The organism is Paraburkholderia fungorum, assembly GCF_003610895.1.
Lineage (GTDB): Bacteria > Pseudomonadota > Gammaproteobacteria > Burkholderiales > Burkholderiaceae > Paraburkholderia > Paraburkholderia fungorum_B.
Genome location: NZ_MCAS01000012.1, coordinates 1 through 24,979 on the forward strand (window position 1 = coordinate 1; position 24,979 = coordinate 24,979).

Annotated in this window: 27 protein-coding genes; 23 read left to right on the forward strand and 4 right to left on the reverse strand. The window is 63.6% G+C overall.

Annotation, left to right across the window (positions count from 1 at the left end):
* Together BCY88_RS12755 and gspF are read left to right on the forward strand one after the other, a co-directional pair.
* On the forward strand, nt 1–789 hold a 789-nt coding region (locus tag BCY88_RS12755), incomplete at its 5' end, for a GspE/PulE family protein (RefSeq protein ID WP_183081353.1).
* Between the two features lie 2 nt (nt 790–791).
* Nucleotides 792–2,021, forward strand: a complete 1,230-nt coding sequence (gspF, locus tag BCY88_RS12760) for a type II secretion system inner membrane protein GspF (protein ID WP_120344603.1) — start codon at nt 792–794, stop codon at nt 2,019–2,021.
* A 134-nt stretch (nt 2,022–2,155) separates the two neighbouring features.
* Here the strand turns inward: gspF and BCY88_RS12765 are convergent, their stop codons facing one another.
* Nucleotides 2,156–2,575 (reverse strand): general secretion pathway protein GspC, encoded by a 420-nt coding sequence (locus BCY88_RS12765; protein WP_120344604.1) that lies wholly within the window; start codon nt 2,573–2,575, stop codon nt 2,156–2,158.
* A gap of 113 nt (nt 2,576–2,688) precedes the next feature.
* On the opposite strand from BCY88_RS12765, the gene gspG reads away from it, so the two are divergent.
* The 5 genes from gspG (at nt 2,689) to BCY88_RS12790 (ending at nt 6,230) form a co-directional block, all read left to right on the forward strand.
* The gene (gene gspG, locus BCY88_RS12770; RefSeq protein WP_259461399.1) at nt 2,689–3,183 is read left to right on the forward strand and encodes a type II secretion system major pseudopilin GspG; all 495 of its coding nucleotides are present in this window, start codon (nt 2,689–2,691) and stop codon (nt 3,181–3,183) included.
* The gene (locus BCY88_RS12775; RefSeq protein ID WP_120344605.1) at nt 3,155–3,676 is read left to right on the forward strand and encodes a GspH/FimT family pseudopilin; all 522 of its coding nucleotides are present in this window, start codon (nt 3,155–3,157) and stop codon (nt 3,674–3,676) included. Before gspG ends, BCY88_RS12775 begins: the two co-directional genes overlap by 29 nt.
* 73 nt (nt 3,677–3,749) lie before the next feature.
* On the forward strand, nt 3,750–5,165 hold the full coding sequence (gene gspL / locus BCY88_RS12780; protein WP_120344606.1) for a type II secretion system protein GspL: 1,416 nt from the start codon (nt 3,750–3,752) through the stop codon (nt 5,163–5,165).
* Nucleotides 5,129–5,641 carry a type II secretion system protein GspM gene (gspM, locus tag BCY88_RS12785; RefSeq protein ID WP_120344607.1) on the forward strand — a complete coding sequence of 171 codons (513 nt, stop codon included), beginning with the start codon at nt 5,129–5,131 and terminating at the stop codon, nt 5,639–5,641. The genes gspL and gspM overlap by 37 nt, the downstream gene beginning before the upstream one ends.
* A gap of 370 nt (nt 5,642–6,011) precedes the next feature.
* The gene (locus BCY88_RS12790; protein WP_147408515.1) at nt 6,012–6,230 is read left to right on the forward strand and encodes a type II toxin-antitoxin system prevent-host-death family antitoxin; all 219 of its coding nucleotides are present in this window, start codon (nt 6,012–6,014) and stop codon (nt 6,228–6,230) included.
* A 38-nt stretch (nt 6,231–6,268) separates the two neighbouring features.
* On the opposite strand, the gene gspK is transcribed toward BCY88_RS12790, so the two are convergent.
* A complete protein-coding gene (gene gspK, locus BCY88_RS12795; RefSeq protein WP_259461375.1) occupies nt 6,269–7,243 on the reverse strand; it encodes a type II secretion system minor pseudopilin GspK in 975 nt (324 codons plus the stop codon).
* 306 nt (nt 7,244–7,549) lie between these two features.
* Here gspK and BCY88_RS12800 point away from each other — a divergent pair, with 306 nt between their 5' ends.
* The 12 genes from BCY88_RS12800 to BCY88_RS12855 all read left to right on the forward strand — a co-directional run bounded on the left by BCY88_RS12800 (nt 7,550) and on the right by BCY88_RS12855 (nt 19,871).
* The gene (locus tag BCY88_RS12800) at nt 7,550–9,241 is read left to right on the forward strand and encodes a ShlB/FhaC/HecB family hemolysin secretion/activation protein (RefSeq protein WP_259461376.1); all 1,692 of its coding nucleotides are present in this window, start codon (nt 7,550–7,552) and stop codon (nt 9,239–9,241) included.
* A gap of 73 nt (nt 9,242–9,314) precedes the next feature.
* Complete coding sequence (locus BCY88_RS12805) at nt 9,315–11,126, forward strand: DUF2341 domain-containing protein (protein ID WP_120344610.1); 1,812 nt, start codon at nt 9,315–9,317, stop codon at nt 11,124–11,126.
* A gap of 36 nt (nt 11,127–11,162) precedes the next feature.
* The gene (locus BCY88_RS12810) at nt 11,163–11,573 is read left to right on the forward strand and encodes an ExbD/TolR family protein (protein WP_120344611.1); all 411 of its coding nucleotides are present in this window, start codon (nt 11,163–11,165) and stop codon (nt 11,571–11,573) included.
* Nucleotides 11,574–11,582: 9 nt separating this feature from the next.
* The gene (locus BCY88_RS12815; RefSeq protein WP_120344612.1) at nt 11,583–12,293 is read left to right on the forward strand and encodes an energy transducer TonB family protein; all 711 of its coding nucleotides are present in this window, start codon (nt 11,583–11,585) and stop codon (nt 12,291–12,293) included.
* Nucleotides 12,294–12,433: 140 nt separating this feature from the next.
* A complete protein-coding gene (locus tag BCY88_RS12820) occupies nt 12,434–14,269 on the forward strand; it encodes a putative porin (protein WP_120344613.1) in 1,836 nt (611 codons plus the stop codon).
* Nucleotides 14,270–14,277: 8 nt separating this feature from the next.
* A complete protein-coding gene (locus BCY88_RS12825; protein ID WP_259461377.1) occupies nt 14,278–15,003 on the forward strand; it encodes a hypothetical protein in 726 nt (241 codons plus the stop codon).
* Nucleotides 15,004–15,039: 36 nt separating this feature from the next.
* On the forward strand, nt 15,040–15,675 hold the full coding sequence (locus tag BCY88_RS12830) for a YbjN domain-containing protein (RefSeq protein ID WP_310796118.1): 636 nt from the start codon (nt 15,040–15,042) through the stop codon (nt 15,673–15,675).
* Nucleotides 15,672–16,211, forward strand: coding sequence for a YbaB/EbfC family DNA-binding protein (locus BCY88_RS12835; RefSeq protein WP_120344614.1), 540 nt, complete (start codon nt 15,672–15,674; stop codon nt 16,209–16,211). The genes BCY88_RS12830 and BCY88_RS12835 overlap by 4 nt, the downstream gene beginning before the upstream one ends.
* A 3-nt stretch (nt 16,212–16,214) precedes the next feature.
* Complete coding sequence (locus BCY88_RS12840) at nt 16,215–17,105, forward strand: peptidylprolyl isomerase (RefSeq protein ID WP_120344615.1); 891 nt, start codon at nt 16,215–16,217, stop codon at nt 17,103–17,105.
* 25 nt (nt 17,106–17,130) lie between these two features.
* Nucleotides 17,131–17,916 carry a hypothetical protein gene (locus BCY88_RS12845; protein WP_120344616.1) on the forward strand — a complete coding sequence of 262 codons (786 nt, stop codon included), beginning with the start codon at nt 17,131–17,133 and terminating at the stop codon, nt 17,914–17,916.
* On the forward strand, nt 17,913–18,314 hold the full coding sequence (locus BCY88_RS12850; RefSeq protein ID WP_259461378.1) for a hypothetical protein: 402 nt from the start codon (nt 17,913–17,915) through the stop codon (nt 18,312–18,314). The genes BCY88_RS12845 and BCY88_RS12850 overlap by 4 nt, the downstream gene beginning before the upstream one ends.
* A gap of 135 nt (nt 18,315–18,449) precedes the next feature.
* Nucleotides 18,450–19,871 (forward strand): Do family serine endopeptidase, encoded by a 1,422-nt coding sequence (locus BCY88_RS12855; RefSeq protein ID WP_120344617.1) that lies wholly within the window; start codon nt 18,450–18,452, stop codon nt 19,869–19,871.
* A gap of 33 nt (nt 19,872–19,904) precedes the next feature.
* Here BCY88_RS12855 and BCY88_RS12860 read toward each other — a convergent pair whose 3' ends face one another.
* Together BCY88_RS12860 and BCY88_RS12865 are read right to left on the reverse strand one after the other, a co-directional pair.
* On the reverse strand, nt 19,905–20,675 hold the full coding sequence (locus BCY88_RS12860; RefSeq protein ID WP_120344990.1) for a DUF4410 domain-containing protein: 771 nt from the start codon (nt 20,673–20,675) through the stop codon (nt 19,905–19,907).
* A gap of 621 nt (nt 20,676–21,296) precedes the next feature.
* Nucleotides 21,297–21,758 carry a hypothetical protein gene (locus BCY88_RS12865; RefSeq protein WP_120344618.1) on the reverse strand — a complete coding sequence of 154 codons (462 nt, stop codon included), beginning with the start codon at nt 21,756–21,758 and terminating at the stop codon, nt 21,297–21,299.
* A gap of 374 nt (nt 21,759–22,132) precedes the next feature.
* Between BCY88_RS12865 and phaP the strand changes: the two genes are divergently transcribed.
* The 4 genes from phaP to BCY88_RS12880 all read left to right on the forward strand — a co-directional run bounded on the left by phaP (nt 22,133) and on the right by BCY88_RS12880 (nt 24,948).
* A complete protein-coding gene (gene phaP / locus BCY88_RS12870) occupies nt 22,133–22,558 on the forward strand; it encodes a phasin family protein (protein ID WP_028198383.1) in 426 nt (141 codons plus the stop codon).
* A gap of 44 nt (nt 22,559–22,602) precedes the next feature.
* The gene (locus BCY88_RS39540; RefSeq protein ID WP_147408516.1) at nt 22,603–22,791 is read left to right on the forward strand and encodes a hypothetical protein; all 189 of its coding nucleotides are present in this window, start codon (nt 22,603–22,605) and stop codon (nt 22,789–22,791) included.
* A gap of 418 nt (nt 22,792–23,209) precedes the next feature.
* Nucleotides 23,210–23,659, forward strand: coding sequence for a DUF2844 domain-containing protein (locus tag BCY88_RS12875; RefSeq protein ID WP_120344619.1), 450 nt, complete (start codon nt 23,210–23,212; stop codon nt 23,657–23,659).
* Between the two features lie 11 nt (nt 23,660–23,670).
* Nucleotides 23,671–24,948 carry a DUF3443 domain-containing protein gene (locus BCY88_RS12880; protein ID WP_120344620.1) on the forward strand — a complete coding sequence of 426 codons (1,278 nt, stop codon included), beginning with the start codon at nt 23,671–23,673 and terminating at the stop codon, nt 24,946–24,948.
* The last annotated feature ends 31 nt before the right edge of the window (nt 24,949–24,979 follow it).

Consider the following 24,979-nt stretch of genomic DNA (forward strand, 5'->3'; position numbering starts at 1 on the left):
GCGTCGCGCCTGAATCTCGAAGCGCTCGGCATGGCGCCCGACACGCTCGTCAAGTTCGACAAGCTGATCGGCAAGCCGCACGGCATCGTGCTGGTGACCGGCCCGACCGGCTCGGGCAAGACGACCACGCTGTATGCGTCGATGTCGCGGCTCGAAACCGCGACCACCAACATCATGACGGTCGAAGACCCGATCGAGTACGACCTGTCCGGCATTGGCCAGACGCAGGTCAACGAGCGGATCGGCATGACCTTCGCGCGGGCGCTGCGCTCGATTCTGCGGCAGGACCCGGACGTCATCATGATCGGCGAAATCCGCGACCTGGAAACTGCGCAGATCGCGGTGCAGGCGTCGCTGACCGGTCACCTTGTGCTCGCGACCTTGCACACGAACGATGCGGCCTCTGCAGTGACGCGTTTGACCGACATGGGCGTGGAGCCGTATCTGCTGGCCTCGTCGCTGCTTGGCGTGCTGGCGCAGCGGCTGGTGCGGCGTTTGTGCCCGGTGTGCCGCGAAGAGCGTGTTGAAGAGGATGGCAGCGTGCGCTGGCATCCGGTCGGCTGCGACAAATGCGGACAGTCGGGTTATGCGGGACGGCGCGGCGTGTACGAACTGCTGCTGATCGACGACGAGATCCGCACGCTGGTTCACCGCAATGCATCCGATGCGGAGATTCTGGCGTCGGGCCGTGCGCAGGGCATGCGTACGCTGCGCGAAGATTCGGACCGCTGGCTGGCGTCGGGGCTGACGTCGCTCGAAGAAGTTGTACGAGTCACTGGAGGAAGCTGATCATGACCGCGTTCCGTTTCGAAGCGATCGACGCAGCAGGCAAGTCGAAAAAAGGCGTGCTGGACGGCGACAGCGCGCGTTCGGTGCGCAGCCAGTTGCGCGCCCAGGGGCTCGTGCCGATGACGGTGGCCACCGCCGCGAGTCACGCAGGCGGCGCCTCCGCGAAAGGCGCAAAGGCGTCTGGCGGTTTTGGCCGCACCCTCTCGCAGCGCGAACAGGCCTTGCTCACGCGGCAATTGGCGAGTCTGCTGGTCGCCGGCTTGCCGCTCGACGAGGCGCTTTCCGTACTGACCGATCAGGCCGAGCGCGATTACCTGCGCAGCCTGCTCGCGGCGATTCGCGGTGAAGTACTCGGCGGCCATTCATTTGCGAATGCGCTCGCCCAGCATCCAAAAGACTTTCCGGATATCTACCGCGCGCTGGTGTCGGCGGGCGAGCATACCGGCAAGCTCGGCCTCGTGTTGTCGCGTCTGGCTGACTACATCGAGCAGCGCAACGCGCTCAAGCAGAAGATCGTGCTGGCCTTCACGTATCCCGCGGTCGTCACCGTGGTGGCGTTCGGCATTGTCACGTTCCTGTTGAGCTATGTGGTGCCTCAAGTCGTGAACGTGTTCGCCAGCACCAAGCAGCAGTTGCCGTTTCTCACGGTGCTGATGATGGCGCTGTCCGGTTTCGTGCGGCAATGGTGGTGGGCGGCGCTGATCGCGATCGGCGTGGTGGTGTACGTGGTGCGCTCGATCCTGAAGCAACCCGGCCCGCGCCTCGCGTTCGACCAGTGGATTCTGACCGCGCCGCTCGCGGGCAAACTCGTGCGCGGCTACAACACGGTGCGTTTTGCAAGCACGCTCGGCATTCTGATCGCCGCGGGCGTGCCGATTCTGCGCGCCTTGCAGGCAGCCGGTGAAACGCTCAGCAATCGCGCGATGCGCACGCTGGTGGATGACGCCATCGTACGGGTTCGCGAAGGCACGGCGCTCTCCCGCGCGCTTGGCAATACCAAGACCTTCCCACCGGTGCTGGTGCATCTGATCCGCTCAGGCGAAGCGACCGGCGACGTGACCACGATGCTCGACCGTGCGGCCGCGGGCGAAGCCTCGGAACTCGAGCGCCGCACGATGTTTCTCACGAGTCTCATGGAGCCGCTGCTGATTCTGGCGATGGGCGGCACCGTGCTGGTGATCGTGCTGGCGGTGATGCTGCCGATCATCGAACTGAACAATCTGGTGCATTGATGCATGCCGCTGCCTTGATGCTGATGGGTTGCGATTGCCGTCGCGGCTACGGTAACGGCTACGGCTACGGCAACGAGCGCAGCCGCAACGGCTGTTGTGAGCGCCGCGATAGCCACGCCCACAACACGCGCGACCTAGCGGACAAACGCGCTCGGCGACTCCACAGCGGGCAGCGCGATCTCACGTCGAACGCCGTTGTGTTCGACGACGATCGAGCGGCCATGCACCTCGGCGAGCGTCGCCGACGTACCGATCGCGCCATTCACGCGCACCACGTGTGCGGCCTCGCCACCCACGCTCACGATAGCCGCTGCGTGCTGTGGATCGAACGCGAGAATGCCGAGCAGTTGCACGTCGTCGCGGCGTCCCTGGTCGGGCGCGGCGCCGAACAGCGCGGCGCCGCCGGTGGCGTCGATTGCTGCGTTGGGCGGCACTTGCGGGTTGGCGTGCGGCAAGGGCGTGAGCAGGACATGCGCGGACCATACGCTGACAGCGGCGAGCAGCGCCGCGCTGGCAACCGTGGCGAGGAGCGTGGAGCGGAGTGGCAGGCGCATGGTGTCGGCAGCGTAATGAGTTGGAAGTCCGCATTCCGGCGGGAGCGAACGGCGCGCCACATCGAGAGCACGCGCCTTAGAACCTCATTCTTGAACGCAAAGGTGAATCAATGATGACCGATTCGACAGTGGCGCATACGCACACCAATATCGAACGCGTGGTGTGCGCAAAGAGCAGCCGCAAAACACAGCGCACCCAGCGTGGTTTCACACTCATCGAAATCATGGTGGTGATTGCGATCCTCGGCATTCTCGCCGCGCTCATCGTGCCGAAGATCATGAGCCGTCCGGACGAAGCGCGGCGCGTGGCGGCGAAACAGGATATCGGCGCGGTCATGCAGGCACTCAATCTCTACAAGCTCGACAACGGCCGCTATCCGGCCAACGACCAGGGCCTGCGCGCGCTGGTCGAGAAGCCCTCGACCGATCCGGTGCCGAACAACTGGAAAGCGGGCGGTTATCTCGAACGTCTGCCGAACGATCCATGGGGCAATCCGTATCAGTACCTGAACCCCGGCGTACATGGCGACATCGATGTATTCAGTTACGGCGCCGACGGTAAAGCAGGAGGAGAGGGCAATGATGCGGATATCGGCTCCTGGCAATGACGCGGCGGCCGCGCGACATAAGACGCGGCATAGAGCGCGGCAACGGGGCTTCACGCTGCTCGAAATGCTGGTGGTGTTGCTGATCGCGGGTTTGCTGCTCGCGGTGGTCGGCCTTGCGCCGACCCGTAACCGCAACACCGATCTGACCGAGGAAGCGCAACGCCTCGCCTCAATGTTCGAATCAGCGCTCGACGAAGCACAGGTGCGTTCCTCGCCGATTGCCTGGCAGCCGGTCGGCGGCGGTTATCGCTTCCTGCGGCGTGCCGCGAACGGCACGTGGCAACCGCTCGCGGACAGCGTGCTCGGCGCGCACCGCTGGGAAACCGATGTCACGGCGGTGACGATCCGCTATGCGGACGGCGCGGCGGTGCAACGCATTGTCTTCGGCGAGGAAAGCATCGACGCGCCGGTGACCGTCACGCTCTACTCCGGCGCCGTACACGTGCGGGTCATCAGTACGGGAATCGGCAGTTTCGGCGTGCGTCGTCCGTGACCCGCGCGCTAATTTTGCAAGGACTTATGAAGGCGATGGCCCCAATCACACGAGCCGAATCGAAGAGGTCCGAATGTCGACTGTGATCGTTCTGCTGCCCGCGCGCGACGTGTGTGTCACGCGCGACTGGGACACTTACGCGTTTCCCTTCGCGCTCGTGCCACGCAATGGCGATCGCGAGATCGAAACCGGCTTCGCGACCTTGAAGACGCTGCCGGGCGCGACATCGACAATTCTGATCATCGCGGCGCGCGACACGCTGATGCTCGCCGCCGCGTTGCCGCCCGTGCAAGGCGTGCGCTTGCGGCGGATGCTGCCGAATGTGGTTGAAGAGTATCTGATGCAGGACGCGCAGCAGTGCCACTTCGCGGTTGCACCGGCGGCGCGCGGCGAAACGATACGTTGCATCGCGGTGGTGGACCGGGAATGGTTCGGCATGGTGCTCGACCGGTTCGCTGAAGCGGGGCATCGGCGGGTACGTGCGGTGCCGCTCGCGCCGTGCCTGCCGGTCCAGCAAGTGGAGGATGAGAGCGCGCAGATCAAAGCCTTAGCCGGAACAGCGGACGATCTGGATGCCGAACTGGCGGCCGATGCGGAACCGAACACGGTTCAAGCGACGGCAACCGTGCAGGCCGACGCGCCCCACAATGCACTCAAACACATCACCGCGCTCATCGTACCGGTTGCGCAAAGCTCTCCGGTCACAGCCGACGAATTAGCGCCGCCCTATACGGACGCGCCCAAAGTCGAACACGAGCGGTTCGAACTCGCCTTGCGGCGCGGCGCGTTGGGGTTTGGCTTTAGCGTTGGCGCGGCCGAACTGGACACAACGTTAAAACACCTCTCGCACGATGCGGATCTGACCGTCTATCAGCTTCAGTATGACAACGCGCCTGTCACGCCCGATGCCGATGCATCAGCGTTAAAAACGCTGTCATGGCAGACGCTGGCGCGCTCGGCTATCGCATGTCGCTTCGATCTGTGCCAGTTCGAATTCGGTTCCTCGGGACGAGGCGGCGCCGCGGCGCGGATACGCCGCTGGCGTATGCCGCTCGCGATCGTCGCCGCCTCCGTGGCCGTGGCGCTCGTGACCGTCAATGTGCAGTGGCTGCGCCTGCGCCATCAACGCGACGCTCTGACCGAAACCATGACGCAGCTTGCTCAGGAGGCGTTGCCGCCGACAACGGTGATGCTCGATCCGCACGCGCAAATGGCTTCGCAACTCGCGCGTATGCGGGCAACGGCGGGTGAATTGCGCGCGGACGATTTTCTGACGCTAAGCGCCGGCATCGCCCATGCATTGGGGCCGATTCCGGCCGCGTCCATGGCTTCGCTGAACTACAGCGGCGGGGCGCTGGAAGTGTCGTTCAAAGCCGGTACGGACGTGGACCGTGATGCTTTCGTGCGCCGTCTCGCCGCGCAAGGTATCGCCGCGCATCTCGAGGAGGGGAAATGGACGCTAAAGCCGTCGCCATCCGGCACGCGCTGACGCAGTGGTGGGAAGCACGCGCCACGCGTGAGAAACAGTTGCTCGGCGCGAGCGCGTTGCTTGCCGGGGTTGCTGTGATCTACAGCGTGTTGTGGTCACCCGCATTCGACGGCAGCGCGCGGATTCTCGCGAGCCTGCCGGGTCTCGAAACCGAAGTGGCCGACGTCGGCGTGCTGGCGGACGAAGCGCGCCGCTTGCGGGCGGCGGCATCTGTCGCCGCGCCTTCGGGCGCCGCGTTGCGCGATGCACTGTCCGCTTCGCTCGATGCGGCGGCGCTCGGCCAGGTTCAGCTCGCCGTGCTCGACAAGGCGGTGCAGATCGACGCGAAAGATGTGCCGTTCGGCGCGTGGATCGTCTGGCTGGACGATGCGCGAAAGCGTTTCCATGTCCGCGTGATCAGCGCGCGCGCGACAGGTAACGACAAACCCGGACACGCCGCGGTGTCGGTCACGCTGCAACCTGCCGGCGAGCAGTGAAAGATACCGATGCGGCTCGCTTTGCAAATGCAATAGCGTCGTTATTTCCGATAATAAAAATGCAGCCATAAGGCGATTATTCCCGGGCCGCCTAATATGAACATCTGGTGTTAAAAAGTACGTACTTTTTTAGAGGCGATTTTGTTTCAGGCCGATAAGGTACGTACCTTTTGTCGCTCAACCATAATATTTCGGGACGCGAAATAAATGTTTTGTTGAAATTGCAATGATAGGTTGTTAAACATAATCGCCGTCGCTAGAATGGGTCAGACAAATAAATCAAAGGTCTTGACGTGCCGCTGTTCATGGGCAGGTGCATCTGGCGGTCGCAGAGGGTGCCGGTCAGAAGACCCTCTATAAGGAACCACAGGTGGAGCAATTCTTCTGGCAACAGGCGGTTAGCATGGCCACGCGAGATTTCAGCAGAAATCCATCGCATGCATTGAGAGAGGCGCAAAGCCATCCGGTTATGGTGACCAAATACGGTCAACCGGTTGCCTGCCTCGTTCCGATTGACTACTGGAACGCTTTAGTCGACACCCTGCGCGACCGGGACATGTCGGAACGCATCGAACGGCGTGTCACCTGAATACTGCTTACTGTCGTGCTGCAAGAGTACGGCGCGCTTCAACTCGTTAAACGGTGCACCCACACTACCGCGGTCCAACTGAAATCGCCAACGCCATAGCGGGCGATCAGCGTGTCCACACGTGTGTCGATCCGGTCCGAAACGATCCGGCAATGAACGATGAAATAGCCGCTGTTCACGCCGACGAGAGAACCTGCCGGCAATTCGCCATTCGTCATGCCCGCGGCCAGCACGGTGGCGATATCGCCGGTGCTCACGAAATAGGCCGTGTTGCGCCGCTCGATCAGCGTTTGCGCCTGGCCCGCCGAGAGGGTCGGGATCGCCGCGGTGAGAACCGGTGCGGTGGCGGTGTTCGCATTGACCATGGTGAAGTCGGGCAGCACCGTCACGAGGGGCATTAATGTTTGCACGGTTCGCGCGTCATAACCAGGAATGCGGATCAGATCGTCTACCGTCACGAGTTGCAGCGGCCAGCCATTCGCGCCCGCGCCGTCACCTAACGATTGCAGCATGTGCGCCGCGGTCAGTTGCGCGAGACCCGGACTCAGGCCGAGACTGCTGAGTAAGCGGCGATAGGCCGCCAAACCCTCGGCGTTGATCTGGAACGGCGCGCTCGGCCCCGCGCGCGACACCAGGTTCATCAGATTGAATTTTGCCTGCGCGTCTTCCATCTCGCCTGAGATCTTCGCGCGCGCGAGTTCGCCGTTCACGGCCAGCACGTTACGCGGCAGGAAGTCCGCGAGCGCGAGGTTCTTTACCGGCAACGACCAGCGCTGTCCCGCGTACACCACGTTCGAGGCGGTCGCCTGCTCGCGCAGGACCTGTCTTGACCACTGGATGGCGGCGCGTTCCACCCACATGGTTTGCGCGGCGACGCGCTGGTTCTCCACGTCGCGCACCGCAACCAGTTCGCGCCATACGAGACTAGCCGCCAGTGTCGCCACTAGGGCCACGATGAGCAGCACGGTGATGATGGCGACGCCGCGTTGCCGCGCCGTACCAAACCTGTCCACACCTCCTGCATCCTTCATGTCGTCCCCGCACGTGCGCGTGGTGCAGATGGTAGGGCGGTGAGCAGCGTCTTCGCGTGACAGATGGTGAGTACATTTTCTCCAGGCGAGTTTCCGCAAGAGGAACATTCGGGGACGGTCTTGAAGGCGTCCGGTGTCGGTCACCTGGTTTTATCCAATTAGATTCGTTGTACGTATAACCGGTCATAACGTGGACTTTCGACCTTTGTATTGTTCGTGACTTGAAAAATGAGCCGGTCTAGCAAGCCCGAATTCAGCCGGCATATCGAATCACGAAGGAGTGGCGCAATGACGCCAAAGGTGTACGGGGAAGCACGCATTCGTCGGCGCAGCTGGGTCGGCGTTCTGGTGATGGGGGGCATGACGCTGACGGGACCGGCTCACGCACAGTCGAGCGCCGCCTCGGCCGCAACGCCGGCCGTCGCCGGCACGCAGGCGCCACAGAGCGGGCAGGCCGCGCCATCTGCCGGTACGGCGCCGAAAACGTTCGACGTGAACGAGTTCATTGTGCGCGGCAACACGACGCTTCCGAACCTGGAAATCGAGAAGGCTGTCTATCCGTTCGAAGGTCCGGGCCGCACGCTCGCTGACGTCAACGGTGCGCGCGATGCGTTGCAGAAGGTGTATCAGGACAAGGGCTATCAGTCGGTGGTGGTCGAGTTGCCGCCGCAGCAGGTGAAGAACGGCGTGATCGTGTTGCAGGTGGTGGAAGCGAAGGTGGGGCGCTTGCGCGTGGACGGTGCGAAGTATTACTCGCCGCTCGAAATACGCGATGCGGTGCCCGCGCTTGCCGAAGGCAGCGTGCCGGATTTCAATCAGGCGCAGCAGCAGTTGACCGATCTGAATCGTTCCGCTGACCGGCAGGTGATCCCCGTTCTCAAACCAGGCGCGCTGCCGCAGACGGTGGACGTGGACCTGAAAGTGGACGATCACAGCCCGTGGCACGGCACGGTCGACCTCAACAACGACAACAGTCCGAACACCTCGTCGCTGCGTACGAGCGTTTCGCTCAGCTATTCGAACTTGTGGCAACTGGGCCATGTGCTGTCGGGAACGTACCTGATCGCGCCGCAGCATCCGCAGGATGCGCGGGTCTACTCGTTCTCCTACCTTGCGCCGATCAAGGACTCGCACTGGAGTTTCCTCGCCACGGTGATTCACTCGGACAGCAATGTCGCGGCGCTGGGCGGCACCAACGTGCTCGGCAAGGGCACCACCTTCGGCTTCACCGCGAGCTACGCACTGCCGTCCAGCGAAACGTACGCACATACGGTGAGCATCGAGATCGACCGCAAGCATTACGACGAGAACGACACCATCGTCGGTCAAGGCACAAGCTCTGTGCCGCTCACCTACGTGCCGGTCACGTTCTCGTACAACGGCCAGATGAATCTGAAGAACTCGCAGACCTCGTTCGCGGTGGCGCTGACAACCAACATTCGCGGTATCGGCAGCGACTGGAACTCCTACGACAACAAACGCTACAACGCGACGCCCGACTTCGTGTACGGCAAGTTCGACCTCAACCATACGCAGAACTTCGATCACGACATTCAGGCCAACGCGCACGTGAGCGCACAGCTGGCGAACTCGCCGCTTGTGTCGAGCGAACAGTTCGCGGCAGGCGGCATGAATAGCGTGCGCGGCTACATGCAGGCGGAAGACACGGCTGACAGCGGTGTGATCGGTTCGCTCGAATTGAGGAGTCCGTCGGTCTCGAAGTACCTGGGCGGCGTGTTGTCGAGCAACGTGAACGAATGGCGCTTCCACATGTTCGTCGATGCGGCGCATCTGTGGCTGCTGAGTCCGCTGCCGGAGCAGACCGCGCGCTTCAACCTGCTGTCCGTCGGCGTTGGTACGCGCATGCAGTTGCTCAAGTATGCGAGCGCCGATTTCGAAGCCGGCTGGCCGTTGAAGGCGGGCATCTACACGAAGCAGTACAGCCCGCGCTTCGATTTCTATGTGCGGGTGGGCTTCTGATGCATTACACGCGCCACCTTGACCCATTTTCAAATCTCTTGTGCCGGCTGTTGCAGTCGGTTTTTCGGGGAGTATGACTGTGAAGCGAGCATTGTTCCTTTTAATCTCGGCCATGACGGTGCTGCTCGGCTGCGTGCCGGGCGTCGCCAACGCGTGGTGGCAGAACGACTGGTCGTATCGCAAGGCGATCACGATCGACACCAGCGCGAAGGGCGCGAACCTGACGGAATCGGCCGGCCGTGTGCCCCTGCTGATTCGCCTGCATTCGGGCAACTTCCAGTTCGACGGCCTGCAGGATAACGGCGCGGATATCCGCTTCGTGGCGGCCGACGACAAGACGCCGCTGAACTACCAGATCGAGCAGTACGACGCCGTGCTTGGCGTGGCGCTGGTTTGGATCGACATCACGCAGATGCCGGCGGGCGCCGCGCAGAGCATCTGGATGTACTACGGCAACAAGAAAGCGCCCGACGGCAGCAAGCCGGCGGAGACCTTCGACGCCGATTACACGCTGGTGTATCACTTCAACGGCGCGGCAGGCACGCCGCCGAAGGATTCGACCGCGTACGGCAACAACGCGCAGAACGCCCCGGCGCGGATTGCCGAAGACGGCATCATCGGCCGTGCCGCGCAGTTCAACGGTGCGAGTCCGTTGAACCTGCCGGCGAGCCCGTCGCTGAATCTGGGAGCCGGCGGCAGCTTCACCTTCAGCGCGTGGGTGAAGCCTGCCGCGCTCGCGGCGAACACGCTGGTGTATAGCCGCCGCGACGGCGCCAATGCATTGCTGATCGGTCTGGACAACGGTGTGCCGTTCGTCGAAGTGGACGGCGGCGCAGCGCCGCTGCGTACACCCGCCGTGCCCGCGGTTGCGGCGAATCAGTGGAGCGAACTCGCGGTCACCGCCGACGGCAAGAACGTCACGCTCTACGTCGGCGGCAAACAGGTCGCGCAGATCGCCGCCGCGCTGCCCGCGCTCAATAGCGCCGCAGCGGTTGGCGGCGACGTGGCGAACGCGCCTGCCGGTTTTGCGGGCTTCAACGGCGAGATGGACGAACTGCGTCTGTCCAAGGTCGCGCGCCCGGCGAACCTGATCGCGCTCGACGTGCTCTCGCAAGGCGCCGAATCGAAACTCTTCAGCTATGGCGCGGATGAAAAGCAGTCGGGCTTCGGCTTCGGCTACTTCGGCGTCATCGTCAAGTCCGTCACGGTGGATGCGTGGGTGGTGATCGGCATTCTGATGCTGATGGCCGTGACTTCGTGGGTCGTGATGTGGACCAAGGCGTCGTATGTCGGCACTGTCGACAAAGCCAACGGCTTCTTCGTGCAGCGCTTTCGCGAGGTGGCGGGGCGCCACCTGGTCGGCCTTGCGCATACCGACGAACGCAGCGAGGAAGGTCAGCGCCTGCGCCACTCGTCGCTCTACCGGTTGTATCGCGCGGGTGTCGCCGAAATTCATAGCCGCGTGGATGGCCACGGCCGCACGCTGATTACCGCCGAGTCGATCGAGGCGATTCGCGCCTCGATGGATGCGACGCTGGTGCGCGAGAACCAGCGCCTGTCGAAGTCGATGGTGCTGCTCACCATCGCCATTTCGGGTGGTCCTTTCCTCGGGCTGCTCGGCACGGTGGTTGGCGTGATGATCACCTTCGCCGCCATCGCGGCCGCCGGCGACGTCAACGTGAACGCGATCGCGCCGGGTATCGCGGCCGCGCTGCTTGCCACCGTCACGGGTCTGTTCGTCGCGATTCCCGCGCTGTTTGGCTACAACTACCTGCTGATCCGCAACAAGAACGTCACGGCCAACATGCAGGTGTTCGTCGACGAATTCGTGACGCGTCTCGCGGAAGCCCATCGCAGCGCCGACCATTCGCTGGCCGCCGAGTAACCCGCAGCGTAACCCGCAATCCAGGAGAAACGCGCCATGCAGGTTCAGGACGACGACAAGCCCTACGACGACATCAACATCACGCCGATGCTCGATCTCGCGTACGTACTGCTGATCATTTTCATCATCATGACCACGGCGTCGGTGCAGGGCATCAAGGTGGATTTACCGAAGGCGAGTTCCGCGGCGAGTCTCGCGAAACCGAAGACCAAGGCCATCACGGTATCGGACACGGGGCAAATTTATCTGGATGCGTATCCGGTCTCGATGAGCGAACTGGAAGACCGTTTGCGCACGCAGAAAGCGCTGACGCCGGAGTTTCCGATCGTCCTCAAGGGCGACTCGGCGGTCGCCTACCAGAAGGTGATGGACGTGCTCGACCTGTTGCGCCGTCTCGATCTCTCGCAGGTGGGACTGGTGACCGGCAAAGCTCACCAGGGCGGGTAGAGACCGGCCATGGAAACAACCTATACCAACGGACCCGGCGGCTCCGGCAATGGACCGGGGCGCTTCGTCAGGCCGGTGCTGCTCGTGCTGGCCGCGGCGGGGCTGGTGGCGCTCATCTGGCATTTTGCGAGCGATACCGCGGGCGTCAAACGGGCGGAGGCGCCGCAGGTGACGACGGTGATTCCGTTGCCGCCGCCACCGCCCCCGCCGCCCAAGGAAAAACCGCCGCCTGAGAAGGTGCAGGAAGACGTCAAGACGCCGGTGGAGAAACCCACCGAAGTGCCTAAACCGGCGGAAGCGCCCAAGCCGTCGGACAACCAGCCGAAGCAGATGACGATGGACGCACCGGCCCAGGCCGGCACGGACAACTTCGGCATCAGCGCCGGCGACGGCAGCGGCATGGCGGGCAGCGGCGGGGGCGGCAGCTTCGGCAACGCCACTTACCGGCAATACATCGGCTACCTGCTGCAAGGCGCGGTGGAACGGGACAAGCAGGTGCAGGCGTCGGGCGGGGGATCGCGCTTCAACGTGAACCTGAACATCTGGATGGACCCGGACGGGCGCATCACGAAGGTGGCGATCGCCCAGTCGACCGGCGACAGCAAGCTCGACGACGCGGTGGTCGGCGCGGTCGAAGCGCTCGGCAAGGTGGATCAGGCGCCGCCGCCGCGCAGCGCCTATCCGGTGCTGGTGAAGTTGCACGGACGCTCGCCGGCTTGAATGCCGCCGGGCTGAAACGAATACGAACGCAAGTAACGAACGCAACGAACGCAACACCTGACACGAGATCACAAAGCCGGTTCGCCCACGGGGGTGGGGCGGACTGTGCTGCAAAAACGCACGTTATGTGGAGAACGGGAATGTCTATTCAGACGGCACGAAGCGGCCGCAGTCAACGCGCGAGCATGGACCAGCTGCGCCGCTCGCGCATGAGTTTGGCGGTATTGGCGTCATTGGGCCTGGGCCTTGCCATCAGCACGGGGGTCCACGCACAGTCGCTCGAAACGCAGGCCGCGACCGCCAAAGCCGCGCCGACGGAAAGCACGGTGATCAACCTGATCAATCTGCTCGTGAAGCGCGGCGTGCTCACGCAGGCCAACGCGAACGAACTGATCAATCAGGCGCAGAGCGAGGCGGCCCAGGCGAGAGCCGCGAATGCAACGAACGCAACGAACGCGAGCGGCGCGCGCGGCGGCGTGGCGGTGGTGAACGCGCCGACCCAGCCGGGCGATGTTGCCGTGCCCTATGTGCCGCAAGTGGTGCGAGATCAGATCCGTGATCAGGTCAAGCAGGAGGTCATCGCGCAGGCGAAGTCGGAGAACTGGGCGCAGCCCAACACATTCCCTGACTGGGTGTCGCGAATCAAGATCGACGGCGACGTGCGGGTGCGCGACGAGTACCACTTCTACTCGCCGAACAACGCGACCGGGCAGACCAACTTCGCGCAGATCAACCAGAACGGCGGGTATGACATCAACCCGAACACGAATACCGCGCTGCCGCCGTCGCTGAATACCACGCAGAACCGCAATAACCTCGAGCGCTACCGTGCGCGCCTTGGCGTGACGGCGCTGCTGTCGGACCAGTTCACCGCCGGCATCCAGCTCGCAAGCGGCAACGACAGCGGGCCGGTGTCGACCACCGCGACCGCGGGCGGCGGCTTCGCGAAGAAGGACATCTGGCTGAACAAGGTCTACATCAACTATCAGCCTACCGCGTGGCTCAACGTCACCGCAGGACGTTTCGACAATCCGTTCTTTACCTCCGACCTGCTGTTCTCGAACGACCTCGAGATGGACGGTCTGGCCGCGAGCTTCCGGCGTGCGTTGCCGTCCAATCAGGACGTGACGCTGTTCGGCACGTTGGGCGTGTTCCCGATCCAGTACACGAGCGAGAGCTTCCCGTCGAATAGTCTCTCCAAATCGGGCACGGACATGAAATGGATGTTCGGCGCGCAGGTGGGCGCGGAATGGAAGATCAATACGCAGAACCGCGTGAAGGGCGCACTGGCGTATTACGACTACCAGAACATGCGTGGCACGCTGTCCACGCCGTGCGCGCTGTATCTGGGCCAGACGAGCTGCAGCACCGACAACGAAGCACCGGCCTTCATTCAGGGCGGCAATACGTTGGTCGCGCTGCGTAACATCGCGCAGAACCCGAACGTCGCGCCGGGTTTCACGCCGGATACGCAGCTGTTTGGCCTCGCGTTCAATTACCGCCTGTTCGACGTGAAAGCGCAGTGGGATACCGTGGTGGCGAACCGCGTGAAGCTGCGTCTGGATGGCGAATACGTCCGCAACCTGGCGTACAACGAGAACAAGGCGTTCACTGCGGCGACGCTGCCGGTGAACAACTACAACTCGAATTCGGTGAATGTGTCGCAGTCGGATTTCAGAAGCGGTCCGAACGGCTTCCTTGCGAAGGCGACCGTCGGCGAGCCAGAGCCCAAGAACAAGGGCGACTGGAACTTCTCGATCGCCTACAAGTACCTGCAACCCGACGCGACGCTCGACGCCTTCACCGATCCGGATTTCCATCTCGGCGGCACCAATGCGAAGGGCTACATTCTCGCGACCTCCTATGCGGTGGCACGCGATACGTGGCTGTCGGCGCGTTATTTGAGCGCGCGTGAAGTGTACGGGCCGCCGGTGTCGATCGACGTGTTGCAAATCGAACTCAACGCGCGCTTCTGAGGCAGCACATGAAAAAGCCCATTGCTCTGAGCGCGCGCCGGCTGACGGTGCTGCGTGAACCGCTTATCGCTGTGTCGGCGTTGCTGTGCGTGTTGTTGAGCGCGCCGGGTCCGGCCTGTGCGCAAAGTATCGAAGACAAGTTGCGCAGCCAGCTGCGCTCGACCACGCAGGATCTGCGGCAGTTGCAGGACACACAGGCGCAGTTGCAAGCCGACAAGACCGCCGCCGAGCAACAGCGCGACAAGGCCCTCGCCGATCTGAAGCAGGCGCAGGCCGAGCTCGCTGCCGCGAAGGGTAAGTCGGGTGCCGAAGTGGCGGCCGAGCGGGCCTTGTCGAGCGAGAAAACCAGTCATGCACAGGACGCGCAGCAACTCCAGAAGTCGCGTACCGAGTACCAGAATCTGCTCGCCACCACACGCTCGCATGATGCCGACCGCACGCAGATGCAGGCCGAGCTCAAAGCGCGCGAGGCGCAGCTGCAGCGTTGCGAAGCGCAAAACGCGGAACTGGATCAGGTCGGTCATGACATTCTCAATGCCTATGAGCATGTCGGCTTCGGCACGATCTTCAAATTGCGTGAGCCGTTCGCCCAGAGCGCGCGCGTGAAATACGACGACATTGCGCAACGTTACGGCGATGCACTGCATGCGGGCCGTTTCAACCCCGCCGCCATGCCGGCGAAGGCTTCGTCCGATCCGGCTGCGGCGCCGCCCGCCGCTGCCGCTGCGAAGTAACCCCATTGAGAATCCCGAATAACCGATACGGATGACATGATGAGCACACTTGATAAATCCAGCGAAACGAAAGCCAATCAGAACGCCGTGCAGGTGAACACGCCGGACCTGATCGATTCGATCGGTGTAGAACAACTCGCCGACGTGCTCAAATCGGCGGGCTATCGCGTCACGGCGGCCGAGCAGAACGGCGTCATGCAACTGATGAGCGCGAGCCAGGGTGTGGGCTTCGTGGTGCGCTTCGGCAATGGCGCGCAGCCGGGTGTCACGCTGGCGGCTGACGGCACGCCGGTGTACATCGACTACACGCTGAGCTGCGCGATGCAGGTGCAAGGCGATCTGCCGGCGGATCTGGTTGCCAGCTGGAACCGCACCAAGCGCTTTGCGCGGCTCGCGGCACACGGGCAGTTTCTGCTGCTCGAAATGGACGTGGTGGTGGCGGGCGGCGTGAGCATGCGCCATCTGCTGTCGACCATCGAGTTGTGGGACCGGCTGATTCAGGAGTTCCTGCTGCATCTGCGCAACCGGCCCGTAATGGCCGCTGCCGAAGAGGCGGCGCGCGCACAGGCAGTGGGCGAATCCAGCGGACCCGCCGCGCCGGGTGGGCGCGAGGGCGTGCAATCCGTGCATTCGTCGAGCGATTCCGCCGACGGCAAGGCGACGCTGCAGTGACGCGCGAACACCGCAAGCACCGCGGACTGCGCGCGTTCGGCGCGGCGCTGCTCGCTCTGTTCGGTGCGGGGGCGCTTGCCCAGTCGCAGCAACCAGTGCCTGCCGCGCAGGCGCCGCAGGCGTGGATCGCGTATGCCCACCAGGTGTCGCAACAGTTCCAGAACGCGCTTGAAGGGGAGAGCCCCGAGGCCCAGCGCTTTCATGCGTTCTTCGAACAGCGCGCCGCGTCCGACAGCCACGTCGCCGATATACCGCCTGTACTGAGCGTCAAGGCGTGGTTCGATGCGAGCGGGCACGTCGTGCGGGTGGTGTTCGCGCCGCTCGGCAACGAGCAGGCCGACGCCGACCTGCGCACCTTGCTGCTCGAACAAAGCGCCGGGATACCGCCGCGTGGGATGCGGCAACCGCTGGTCGTGCGTCTTCATCTTTCGGATACGGCGGCAGGCGAAGTGCGCGACGGGCACCCCGGACAACTGGAAGAACCCGGTCACGGCGCGCTGGCGCTTGCCGCGCACCGGTCCGATTCGCAGGAGTAGCACATGAAACGATTCCTGATGCTCGCGGGCGCGTGCGTGCTCAGCGCGCCTTTGCTTGTGTCCGCACAGAGTGCGGTCGTCGCGAGCGCCGGTCAGACTTCGGTCACGCAGGCGCAAATGACCTCCTTGCTGAAGTCGCTCGATGCCGCGACCCGGGAGCGTCTGGCCGCCGATCCGGCGAGCCTCGATCAGCTCGTGCGCGCGCGGCTCGCACAATCGGTAGTGGTCGCCGAAGTCAAGGCCAAGGGCTGGGACCAGCAGCCGGAAGTCAGGCAGATGGTCGAGCAGGCCGAGCGCGATGCGTTGATGCGCAGCTATCTGGCTTCGATTGCCGCGCCTGCTGCGGATTATCCTTCGGATGCCGAAATTCAGGCTGCGTACGATCAGAATCGCGCCGTCTTCACCACGCCGCGCGCGCTGCATTTTGCGCAGATCTATGTGGCTGTTGCGCCCGGCGCCGATACCGCAACCCGCACCAAGGCACATAAGCAGGCCGACGATCTCGCGCGCCAGGCCCATGCGAGCGGCGCGGATTTTGCCGCGCTCGCGGCGGCGAATTCGCAGGACAAGGCCAGCGCGAGCCAGGGCGGCGACATGGGTTTCGTACCGGAGAGTGTGCTCCTGCCGGAAATCCGCAAGGCCGCCGAGTCGATGAAACCGGGCGACGTGTCCGCGCCGATCGAGACCACGGCCGGTTTTCACGTGATGAAGCTCGTCGACACGCGGGCCGCCGGCGTGCGTCCGCTGGCCGAGGTCAAGGATCAACTGCGTGCGATGCTGCGCCGGCAGCGCACCCAGCAGAACATCCAGGCGTATCTCGCGAAGCAGGTCGGTCCGGGCACGGTCGCCATCAATGAAGATGCGTTGAAGAAAGCGCTCACCGCCGCGCAATAGGCGCGACCGGCACAGGACGGAGAACGTGGACAAAGGCTGGCATCCGCTCGATGAGCGCTACGTCGAAGCTTACGGCGCTCACGCGCGGACCCTGGCGGAGGAGGCGGCCTCGGCGCCCCATCCGCGCTGCCCGTTGTGTCTCGCCGAGCTTGTGTTTACGCATCGGCGGCGTGGTGGGCATCGGTACTACCGGCATCTCGAGAGCGCCGACGATGCGCGCTGTCCGCTTACCACGCCGAGTTACGATCCGGCCGGGCTGGCGGTGAACGCTCACGCCTTGGCGCAAGGCGTGAGCGCCGCGCTCCATCGCGAGCGTTTTCTACAGCATTGGCAGCGTCACTACCGGATCGCACGGCACGCGGCGCCGCCCTTGACGCTGGAGCGCTTCGCCCGCCTGATCGAGTACGCCGACGTGGTGGACCTGTGGCGCTATGCGGCATTCGATGAACGCGATGCGCCCTATGTGTTGCTCGCGTTGGCGGGCTTCATCAGCGTGCATGATCGCGACGAGCGGGCGCGTATCCGTATCTGGTTCGACGGCAGCGTCCGCGATGTAGGCGATCTTTGGCATGAAGAACGGCGCAGGCCGCCGGGGCTGTTCAGGGTGACGTATCGGGAGCCGCTGCACACGCCGTTTCCGACCTCGGCGGATATTCTGTTCTGGGAGCCGGTGGAGCGCGTCGAACGGCTCTCCGATTGCACTGCGCCCCGCTTGCGGCAGACACAGATCAGGATGTTCAACCGGTTTATCGACGGCTATGAGCGTGAGCGGCGCAGGCGCGGAGAACACGCCTCCGGAGCGGACGAATGATAGGCAATGCGAGCGGTATGCGCGGTGAAATGCGCGCGAGGTTCGCGAGGTTTGCGATGATCGTGGCGGCTGGTTTGCTGCCCTGCGGGTTGGCCTTCGCGCAGACCCCGCCGGCTGCGCCGTCAGCGGGGCAGGTTTCGAAACGCGTGTGTGTCGATGTGGAAGTCGGCGGAGAGCGGACCCTGTCATACGATTGCCTGAGCCAGCAGCTCACGCCTACCGTGCCGCCCGACGCGCCCGCTTCGCAGAGCGCGGCGCAGGCGCTGGCCAATGGGCCTTCCAACCGGGTCGGCACATTCAATCTGTCGGCCGAGCGTAACCGGTTTGGCGCGAACTGGGGCAAGTCGATCACGCCGCAACGGCCGCAGTCGCCGCAGCCCGCGCCGGTCGGACGCTAGGACGCCAGGACGCCAGGACGCCAGGACCGGAGCGAATGCAAGGTGGTGCAGGAAGTCTTATCTGGAACTGCGGCTGAGGGCTGTGCCGGCGGCGCGCAGTGGCTGACACAACGATCGACTATCGCCGGACTTCATATGACGGACAGCTTACGCAACGCGCGGCGGGTGCTCCGATGGGCTTTACCCCTGATAGGGTTGGCGCTGGCGGGTGCCGGGACGGCGAGCTTCGCCGGTTCGCAGGAGACATTCACGGCCGCCGGGCCGGGCGCGACTCAGCTGGCGGTGCCGAATTTCGCCGTGCTCGTACGGCGCTATGGGCCGGCGGTCGTCAACATCAGCGTGACGCGCGAAGTCACGCAGATGGGCGTGCAACTGCCGCCGGGTATCGCGCCGGGCAATCCGCTCGCGCCGTTCCTTGCGCGCCGCGTGATAGGCAATCGCGAAGAGGTGAGCCTGGGGTCGGGATTCATTGTCAGCGCGGACGGCTATATCCTGACCAACCGGCATGTGGTCGGCGATGCCAGCGTGGTCGACGTGAAGCTGACCGACAAGCGCGAATTCAAGGGCAAGGTGATCGGCAGCGATGCTCTTTCGGACGTAGCACTCCTGAAGATCGATGCCGACAACCTGCCGGTTGTGGTCACCGGCCATCCGGAGCGCACCAGCGTGGGCGACTGGGTGATGGCGATCGGTTCGCCGTATGGCTTCGCGAATACGGTGACCGCCGGCATCGTCAGCGCGAAATCCCGTTCGTTGCCGGGCGAGGCGTACATACCGTTTATTCAGACCGATGTGCCGATCAATCCGGGCAACTCTGGCGGTCCGCTCTTCGACCTTGACGGGCGGGTGATCGCAATCAATTCGCTGATCTACTCGAAGACGGGGAGCTACCAGGGACTCTCGTTCGCGATTCCGATCGACGTCGCGCTCAACGTCAAGGAGCAATTGCTCAGGACGGGCCGCGTCAGCCGTGGCCGTCTCGGGGTTGCCGTGCAGGAAGTCAGCCAGTCGCTCGCGCAGTCATTTGGGCTCGCGAGGCCGGATGGCGCGCTGATCAGCATGGTCGAGGCAGGCGGCCCGGCTGAGTTGGCGGGGCTGCGCGCGGGCGACGTGGTGCAGGCTGTCAACGGTGTGGAGATTGGCGACTCGGCGGATTTACTGACAACGGTGGCAAAGATCCGGCCTGGCCAGAAGGTGAATCTGCTGGTGTGGCGTTCGCGGGCCACGCTGCCGGTCGAGGTTACGGTAGGCGAACTCGACAGCAACGGCTCGCCCGTCATGACGCCGAAGCCCGCGCGGCTCGGCGTGACGGTGCGCCCGTTGACGCCGCAGGAGCAACAGAGTCTCGGCGTCGATCATGGCTTGCTGGTCCAGCAGGTGAGCAGCACGGGGACGCGTACCGGTTTGAAGGCCGGCGACATCGTGCTGTCAGTCAACGAGACACCGGTGACGACGATCGACGAAATGGCCGAGCAGATCCGCCAGGCGCGCGGCAGCGTTGCATTGCTGATCCAGCGGGGGGCATCGCGGCTTTATTTGCCGGTCAGTTTGAGCTAGGTGGCCGCGCGCTGCGCGGCCCTGAGGTCCGGCTTAGCCCTTGATGTGTTCCGTCGAGAGCCACCCGCCGCTGACACCGATCTGCGCCACCTGTTTGGCCACCGCGTCGGCCAGACGCGTGGCATCCGCTGAAACAGCCGTCTTTTTGCTTTCGGATATACCGTGCAGGCCGCCGCTCACCGCCGCGGAGGTTGCGATGCTGCCGACCGCGGCGCCCACGCCCGCGGTTTCGACCATGCCGGGCGCCTTGCCGCTGTCGCCCGTGGCCGTGAAGCTCTGCACCAGCCGCGCGGTGCCGCCTGCGGGTTTGTACAGAATCTGCACGGAGCTGCTCACCTCGCTCTTGCCGGCGCCCAGTCCAATCAGCACGCGGCGGCGGCGATTGCCGGCGTCGATCGTCTCGAAGCTGCCTTGCACGAGCAGGACGTTCTGGTCGGCGGGGGCGGGAATGTCCGAGCGAATCGCGCGCAGCCCCATCGATTGCAATTGATGCACGATTTCGTTGGCAACCTGCTCACGCACGGCGATTGCATCGGCGGATTGCTTTTGCGCGGTGGACGAGCCGTCGAGTTGCGATTTCAGTTTTTTCAGCATGCCGCCGTTGTCCAGTTTCACCTGATCCGGATTGCTGTCGAAGGTGTAGACATAAATATTGTCCGGGCGCACCTGCGGTTCCGCGCTGGTCTGGGTCGCGTTGTTGATGCTGCCGCCGGCGCAGCCGGTCAGGAGCGCGCTGCCGCAGACCATGGCAACGCATGCAAAACGAGCGGCATTCTTTTTGAGGAAACTCACTGAAGTCAACATGTTCATCCCTGTCGTCGGCACCCGGTGCCGTTGTGTTCAAACGCCTCTTTCGATGATCGGGCAACCGTGGATCGTTGATCATCGGGAGCGCATTCGCACATAAAACACCCTTGATCTCATGCGTCTTTTTTCGTACGCACCGGCAGCGAAACGAAGTATGGGTGAGTCACTTCCCAAACTCCATTCAACAATTATTTCGCGCCATGTCACGGCGAAACACGGCTAAACATGCAGCCGCGAGGCGGGTTCAGGAAGAGGTGAAAACGACGGCGGGCGGGCGTCAGCTCAAGGCGAGCTTGATGATGCAGAACAGGACGAAGACAAGCAGAGCGGCGGCGACAGCCATATCCAGCGGGTAGCGCATTATTCACCAGACACTAGCGTTGCGGTGCTCTAATCCTAATCACCTGACGGAAGATGAAAAGTGGGCAGAGCGGCGGCTATGTGCGAAAGCTAACGCAGCGCACCGAACGGCTGCGCTGATTTCTGGCGGAAGCGTTTCCAATTGATTGTGTGCCGGGACGAACCGCGCAGGACGAGTTGCACGGGGGCGCGCGGCATGCACGCTATCCCGTGCGACGTTCGAACGCGTGATGCTTCGGCGGCGCGGTTTGCCGCGCTTTATTGCACAGCGGGCGGTGTGCCCGCCGGCATGCCGCGCGGCGACTTGTCCGCCGCGACGAGGTCTTCCGACAGACTGGTGCGCAGCGTGGCAATGGCCTGGTCGGGATTGGCGGGCTTCAACTGCTCGCGGGCCAGCGAGTCATACACGTAGTGGCGCAGCATCGGATCTTGCGTCTTGTTCAACACCTCGTGATACACGGCGACGATCTCGCCTTCGCGTCCGCTCATGGCATAGAGGCGGCGCAACTGTTCCAGATCGTTGATCACGGCGAAACCGGGGCCCATGAGCCCGTGCTGCCAGTGTGGGCCGCGCGCTCCGGGCGGGCCGTCGCCGCGCTGCGGTTCTCCCCGCGCATGAGCCGGCGCCGGTGGCGTTCCCGCTTCCTGTGCCAGCGCACCGGTCGCGGCCACGGTTAACACGACGGCGGCCAGTGCCGCGCTCATCCATTCTTTTGTCATGATCTCGCTCCCATCGAGACAGTGCCGGCGCGCCAGTGCGCCAGCACATCGGCAACGATAGTCGAGATGGCGTGGCGTCGGGTTACGGAAGCCGCCGCGTAACTTACCGGGCCTTGCATGCCTTGTGACCTCGCTGTGACCTTGTGATGACCGAACCGTGAAACGGTCCGCTCGCGGGACGGGTGAGCTCAGGGTGTGCCCGCTGGCGCAATGCGGCCGGATAGCGCATGATTGACCCAATGTGCCGTCCGACCCCAGATGCAGCACGCCTGAGCGGGAAGTGCGGCGCACACGACGCCACGGGTGCATAGCCGGAGCAACCCATCGCGGTGATGCACCGCGGGCGAGTATTCAATCGTTAAGGAGGATTTCGCATGGACCGACCTGACGCCGCCAATCCGTTTGGCGATTTCACCAAAATGCTGGAGCAGTTCAAGCTTCCCGGCTTCGACGTACCCGCCATCATGGAAGCGCGACGCAAGGACGTGGAAGCGCTGGTTCAGGCGAATCAGACCGCCTTCCAGGGCATGCAGTCGCTCGCGCAGAAACAGACTGAAATGCTGCGCGCCACGCTGGGCGAATTGCAGTCGCTCACGGGGCAGTTGTCGGCCGGCGGCGCCGCGCCTCCGGCGAAGGCAGCCGAGCTGATCCAGCAAAGCCTGCATAAGTCGCTCGCCGACATGCAGCAGTTGGCGCAAGCCGCGTATCAGACGCAGGCGGAGTCGTATGCGGTAATCGCAAAACGCGTAGAAGAAAACGTGCAGGAGCTCAAGTCGCTCTTGCAGCAGCAGAAAAAGTAAGGACGCGCCCGCGTCGAATCGCTCGATGCGGATTCGGCGCGCAGATGTCGAAAACGCGTCGATGTCGAAATGATGCACCCGGTGCCGTGGATGACCCTCAGGTTATCCACGGCATTTTTTTTGCCGGCTCGAATCCTGCCGATGCCGATGCGCTGATCTGCTCACGCAACGTGCTCGCTCGCGTTTTTTTCGTCACACAAAAGCAGCCGGCACGCGCCTCAATGATCAGATGAAACAGGCGGTTCGACGCGAATTATTCAGCACCCGCTTACATTGACCGCCTCATGCGACACGCATTGATATTTTTCTGCTGCGGCCCTGTTATTTTTTGCATGTGTTCGCTTTAAACAGGCTGGCCCGGAAAAATAGGCGTCTGAGCGCCGCGCCTTGGTGATCCGGTCCTCGACTATCAAACAGATTCGAACGGCAGGGCGCTCGCGGAAGGTTTAAATCGTCTCGCAAACGATTGCCGCGCCGCTTCGCGGTGCCTAAAGTTTCGCGCCGCCACTCCGTAGACGCATTCACGCAACCCAACCGGTGTGAATGCAATACCGGCACCGCCGGTCTGGAGTGCGCCCCTGAATTCCCGTTCGTGATCGGCTCACCCGTCAGTCACGAGCGTTTCACCTCGAAGGAAATCTCTTGAAACCGATGCTCTCTACAAGCATTGCTCGCGCAATGCTCGGGGCCGGCTGCGTGCTGTCGTTTGCCGCGCACGCCACGCTTGGCCAGAACGTCAGCACTGTCGACAGCGATCTGACGCGCCTTCGCGCCGTGGCTCATACGGCCACTACACAAAGCGCGTATTCGGTACACCTGATTACGATGCCGTCCGGCACGCTGGTGCGCGAGTACGTCGCGCCCAACGGCATCGTCTTCGGTGTCGCGTGGGAGGGGCCGACGCTGCCGGATCTGAAGTCCATGCTGGGCGCGTCGTTCGACCAGTACGTCGCCGCCACCGCAACCCGCCGCGGCACGCCGCTCGCGGTGTCCAGCAGCGACCTGGTGGTCTACTCCGGCGGCCATCTGCGCGCGTTCGCCGGGCATGCCTATCTGCCGCAAGCGGTGCCCGCGGGCGTCGATGTCGGCGCCATTCAATAACGGAGCGAATCATGCGTCATACGTCTTCGTTTGTGACCCTGCTGTGCGCGGCGCTGCTCGCGTTGCTCGTCAGTGCCTGCGGCGGCGGGGGCGGCGGCTCCAGCGGTTCGGGATCGGCCGCGAATTCCAGCGGCACGACGAGCCTATCGGCCGGTCCTACCGTCACCAATACGTCGCCTGCGCCGCAGGTGATTGCCGCCAACGCCGTGCGCGTCACGGTCGACTCCGGCGTGAGCAACGTGCCGAACATGCCGTTCGTCAGCATCACGATTTGCGCGCCAGGCACCAGCCAGTGCCAAACCATCGATCACGTGCTGGTGGATACCGGCTCGTGGGGCGTGCGGGTGTTCGCCTCGCAATTGCCCGCGTCGATGGCGCTGCCGCAACAGAAGGACAGCTCAGGCAATCTGGTTGCCGAATGCATGCAGTTCTTCGACGGCTACACGTGGGGTTCGGTGAAGCTCGCCGACCTGCAGATCGCCGGCGAAAAAGCGGCCTCGTTGCCGATCCAGGTGATCGATCCGAACTACGCGTCCTTGCCCTCGGATTGCGCGACTTTCGGTGCGTCGCGCAACACGCCGGGCACGTTGCAGGCCAACGGCATTCTGGGTATCGGCGTGTTCAAGCATGACTGTGGCGCGAACTGTGTGCAGCAGGCGGTGACCGGCACGTATTATGCCTGCAACAGCACGCCCTGCAAGGCGATTCCGCTCGCTGAAGCGCTGCAGGTCGCCAATCCGATTCCGTATTTCGCGACCGACAATAACGGCTCGATGCTGAGCCTGCCCATGGTGTCGGGCGGCGCACAGACGGTGAGCGGGCAACTGGTGTTCGGCATCGGCACGCAGAGCAACAATTCGTTGGGCAGCGCGCAGGTGATCGGCGTGAGTCCGTCGAACGGCACCTTCACGACGGTGCAGAACGGCACGACGTATTCGAGCAGTATTCTCGATAGCGGCTCGACGGGCCTGTTCTTCCAGACTAGTGCGATGCCGGCTTGCGCGAGTCCCAACGATGCGTACTACTGCCCGCTGTCGACCCAGTCGTTGAGCGCCATGATTCAAGGGGTGAACGGCACGACGAGCACGGTGAACTTCAGCGTTGGCAATGCCAACTCGATTTCGCAGACCTACAGCGGCGATTCGGCGTTGCCGCTGCTGGCGGGACCGGCCTTTGTGAAGTCGCCGGTTTTCGACTGGGGCCTGCCGTTCTTCTATGGCCGGAATGTGTACGCCGCGGTCGAGCAGCAGGCGACGCCTGGCGGTGCGGGGCCTTATGTTGCTTACTGAGGTTGCCTGCTGAGGTTGCGCACTGGGGTTG

Excerpts from the sequence above, each read along its gene's own strand:
- gspF (WP_120344603.1), top strand. The coding sequence starts at position 792 with ATGACCGCGTTCCGTTTCGAAGCGATCGACGCAGCAGGCAAGTCGAAA.
- BCY88_RS12765 (WP_120344604.1), bottom strand. The coding sequence starts at position 2,575 with ATGCGCCTGCCACTCCGCTCCACGCTCCTCGCCACGGTTGCCAGCGCG.
- gspG (WP_259461399.1), top strand. The coding sequence starts at position 2,689 with ATGACCGATTCGACAGTGGCGCATACGCACACCAATATCGAACGCGTG.
- BCY88_RS12775 (WP_120344605.1), top strand. The coding sequence starts at position 3,155 with ATGATGCGGATATCGGCTCCTGGCAATGACGCGGCGGCCGCGCGACAT.
- gspL (WP_120344606.1), top strand. The coding sequence starts at position 3,750 with ATGTCGACTGTGATCGTTCTGCTGCCCGCGCGCGACGTGTGTGTCACG.
- gspM (WP_120344607.1), top strand. The coding sequence starts at position 5,129 with ATGGACGCTAAAGCCGTCGCCATCCGGCACGCGCTGACGCAGTGGTGG.
- BCY88_RS12800 (WP_259461376.1), top strand. The coding sequence starts at position 7,550 with ATGACGCCAAAGGTGTACGGGGAAGCACGCATTCGTCGGCGCAGCTGG.
- BCY88_RS12805 (WP_120344610.1), top strand. The coding sequence starts at position 9,315 with ATGACTGTGAAGCGAGCATTGTTCCTTTTAATCTCGGCCATGACGGTG.
- BCY88_RS12810 (WP_120344611.1), top strand. The coding sequence starts at position 11,163 with ATGCAGGTTCAGGACGACGACAAGCCCTACGACGACATCAACATCACG.
- BCY88_RS12815 (WP_120344612.1), top strand. The coding sequence starts at position 11,583 with ATGGAAACAACCTATACCAACGGACCCGGCGGCTCCGGCAATGGACCG.
- BCY88_RS12820 (WP_120344613.1), top strand. The coding sequence starts at position 12,434 with ATGTCTATTCAGACGGCACGAAGCGGCCGCAGTCAACGCGCGAGCATG.
- BCY88_RS12825 (WP_259461377.1), top strand. The coding sequence starts at position 14,278 with ATGAAAAAGCCCATTGCTCTGAGCGCGCGCCGGCTGACGGTGCTGCGT.
- BCY88_RS12830 (WP_310796118.1), top strand. The coding sequence starts at position 15,040 with ATGATGAGCACACTTGATAAATCCAGCGAAACGAAAGCCAATCAGAAC.
- BCY88_RS12840 (WP_120344615.1), top strand. The coding sequence starts at position 16,215 with ATGAAACGATTCCTGATGCTCGCGGGCGCGTGCGTGCTCAGCGCGCCT.
- BCY88_RS12850 (WP_259461378.1), top strand. The coding sequence starts at position 17,913 with ATGATAGGCAATGCGAGCGGTATGCGCGGTGAAATGCGCGCGAGGTTC.
- BCY88_RS12855 (WP_120344617.1), top strand. The coding sequence starts at position 18,450 with ATGACGGACAGCTTACGCAACGCGCGGCGGGTGCTCCGATGGGCTTTA.
- BCY88_RS12860 (WP_120344990.1), bottom strand. The coding sequence starts at position 20,675 with ATGTTGACTTCAGTGAGTTTCCTCAAAAAGAATGCCGCTCGTTTTGCA.
- BCY88_RS12865 (WP_120344618.1), bottom strand. The coding sequence starts at position 21,758 with ATGACAAAAGAATGGATGAGCGCGGCACTGGCCGCCGTCGTGTTAACC.
- phaP (WP_028198383.1), top strand. The coding sequence starts at position 22,133 with ATGGACCGACCTGACGCCGCCAATCCGTTTGGCGATTTCACCAAAATG.
- BCY88_RS39540 (WP_147408516.1), top strand. The coding sequence starts at position 22,603 with ATGTCGAAAACGCGTCGATGTCGAAATGATGCACCCGGTGCCGTGGAT.
- BCY88_RS12875 (WP_120344619.1), top strand. The coding sequence starts at position 23,210 with ATGCTCTCTACAAGCATTGCTCGCGCAATGCTCGGGGCCGGCTGCGTG.
- BCY88_RS12880 (WP_120344620.1), top strand. The coding sequence starts at position 23,671 with ATGCGTCATACGTCTTCGTTTGTGACCCTGCTGTGCGCGGCGCTGCTC.